This window comes from Allorhodopirellula solitaria (assembly GCF_007859855.1).
Taxonomy (GTDB): Bacteria; Planctomycetota; Planctomycetia; order Pirellulales; family Pirellulaceae; genus Rhodopirellula; species Rhodopirellula solitaria.
The window spans coordinates 1-2,875 of record NZ_SJPK01000056.1 but is presented as its reverse complement, the minus strand read 5'-3'; the positions used below and the strand labels follow the sequence as shown (position 1 = coordinate 2,875).

Below are 2,875 nucleotides of genomic sequence, written 5' to 3'. Positions count from 1 at the left end.
CTTGGACACTGTCCAAGAATCATCGAGGCCAAGAAGATCACGGTAATGTTCGTTGAGACTGTTCATCCCACCAGTTTACAAAAACCAGCTAAAATCGGCTATCTGCCACTAAATTCCGAGAAGAACCTGCCGAGCGGAGTTACGCAGCTGCGCGAGATGGTTTTGGATTTGGCTCTACGGGGTAAGCTAGTCCATCAAATTGCAACCGATGAAAATGCTACTGAATTGCTTCGCCAAATTACCTGCGAGCGTGAACACCGCGTAAAAGCGAAACTCATTCGCAAGCCTCGAAAGCTCGAGCCTATCGAGGAGAACGAATTACCTTTCACTGCACCGTTCGGATGGGCGTGGGAACAGCTCGGAAACGTTTGCGTCCTAGAGAACGGTGATCGAAGCAAAAATTATCCGAACAAATCCGCACTCGTCGAAACGGGAATTCCGTTCATCAACGCTGGACACATCCGAAGTGGTCGCATCTCGATGGACGAGATGAACTTCATCGACGATGAACGTTTTAATTTACTGCGAGGAGGAAAAGTCCTCGAAGGCGATGTTCTATTCTGCTTGCGAGGTTCGCTTGGGAAATGCGGAATAGTCGAAGGATTTGATCGCGGTGCAATTGCTTCGTCACTTGTGATTGTTCGTTTGTTCAAGGGCACCGACCTTCACTATCTCCTCACCTACTTCGCGAGCCGTCTGACCAAGCTACTTATTCGCCGATTTGATAACGGAACGGCGCAACCCAACTTGTCGGCCACGGACTTGGCAAAGTTTGTTGTTCCACTTCCTCCGCTCGCCGAGCAGCGTCGGATCGTGTCGAAGGTGGAGGGACTGATGTCGTTGTGCGATACGTTGGAAAACTATCGGCGGGAGCGAGAGAGCGTGCGGGAGCGAGCCAGCCGCAGCGTGCTGGCGAGCCTAACCACCGCCCCGCGTGTGGGCGACCAAGTCAGCGGGCAGGAGACGCTCGCCAGTGCCTGGCAGCGAATGAGCGATCACTTCGAAGTCCTGCTCGACCAGCCCGAATCGGTCCCCCACCTCCGCCAGTCCATCCTTCAACTAGCCGTCCAAGGCAAACTCGTCCCCCAAGACCCGTTGGACGAACCGGCGACCGATACCCCCGAAGACGCCAAGCTGCCTGCAATCGCAGCCAAGGAAATACCGTTCGCTTTGCCCGAAAGCTGGCAATGGCGGCGTCTTGGTTCTCTGGCCAACTTTATCAACGGTGACCGGGGCAAGCAGTATCCGAACAAGAGTGAGTATGTTAAGGACGGCATCGCCTTTATGAACACAGGCCACATCGAACCAGACGGCAGCCTGTGCCTCAACTCGATGAATTACATCACGCGAGAGAAATTCGACACCCTACGAAGTGGCAAGATTCAGCCGGGCGACCTCGTTTACTGCCTTCGTGGCGCGACCATTGGCAAAACCGCCCGCGTTGATCCGTTTACTGAAGGAGCAATCGCTTCCTCATTGGTAATCATCCGCCTCGATGGCACACTGGATCGCGATTACGCATACACATTCTTGCGAAGCCCACTCGGTTACGAACTCATCAGCCGATTCGACAATGGATCAGCACAGCCTAACCTTGGTGCGAAGAGTCTCAACCTATACGTGACGCCCACACCGCCAAAATCCGAACAAAAGCGGATCGTGTCGAAGGTGTCGGTCCTTTTGTCGCAGTGTGACGAGTTGTCCGCTCGATTGCGTTCCCGCCAGTCCACCACCGACGCGCTCCTCACCGCCTTCATCCATGAGCTGATTCAAGGTTCTTGAAATGAATCGGTGCAACCCGACATTTGAGTTAGTCCGTAAAGGTTCCAGGAACGGGAAAGAACGGGTACGCGTGCTCATCTACGGTACAAGCGTCGAGTGTCGTGCGAGAGTTTTTCGCACGCGCGCTGAGATCGACTTCGATCTTTATAGCTGTAACTACGATCTGCAGTCACAAGCAGCAGACCGGCTTTGGGACGAATACAACAGCTACAGAGCTGAGACTGGATTCAAGACGAAGATGCATCCGCATTTCAGCAAAACGAGTATTTGGTTCGATGTGCATCGAAATGATGGGGAGGCCTGGTTCCAAAAAGTTCTTCGCGAGTTGCAAGATCCAGACATCATTACTTTGTGCGATGCAGCGATTGAATTTCGGGACTTTTACGCGCACGAAGCAGAGGAGTTGCTTCTTGGAACGTTGATAGAGCTTGGACCGAAAACAAACGAGGGTGATGTTGTACGTATGGTGTCTCCTGTGTGGTTGGAAATCGTCCGATTAATCCAAGTAAATCCAGGCATCATGGACACCATGGACCCACGCCAGTTCGAAGCGTTAATCGCAGGAAGCTACAAACGCGCTGGTTTTGAAGTAACTATTACGCCGCGTAGTGGCGATCACGGTATCGACGTAATTGCAGAAAGACGCGGTCTGGGTAAGGTGCGAATTGTTGAGCAAGTAAAACGATTCAAGCCCGGACATCAAGTTACAGCGAACGACGTCCGTGCTCTTGGCTATGTCGCATTGGCTGACGGCAAGCACACGAAAGGTGTTGTTACGACAACCTCCAGATTCGCTCCACGAATCGGTCGTGATCGATACCTGGGGAAGCACCTTGGTAGCAAAATCGAATTGGTCGACGGTAAGACCTTACTGGACCGTCTGGTGCGAATAATGCACGAATACGAATGATTGAGCCTTTGTACCTGGTGGGGATAATGGCCGTGATGCCACGTGTCTCTAATTTCGGTTCTTCTCGGAATTTAGTGGCACGTATTTTCCGGCATCAGATCGAGTTTGCCGCAGTAAAACAGAATCCTGAGTCGGTAGTTGGCGAAGGAACGAAAGCCTCTTGCGGCTGACTTGATGGATTGA

Annotated in this window: 2 protein-coding genes; both read left to right on the top strand. The window is 52.4% G+C overall.

Translation table 11 applies throughout. The features are described from left to right. The coding region (locus CA85_RS24580) for a restriction endonuclease subunit S (RefSeq protein ID WP_222435531.1) at positions 1-1,782 on the top strand (1,782 nt) is incomplete at its 5' end. 70 nt (positions 1,783-1,852) lie between these two features. Further along, complete coding sequence (locus CA85_RS24575; RefSeq protein WP_186775208.1) at positions 1,853-2,692, top strand: restriction endonuclease; 840 nt, start codon at positions 1,853-1,855, stop codon at positions 2,690-2,692. Positions 2,693-2,875: the final 183 nt, after the last annotated feature.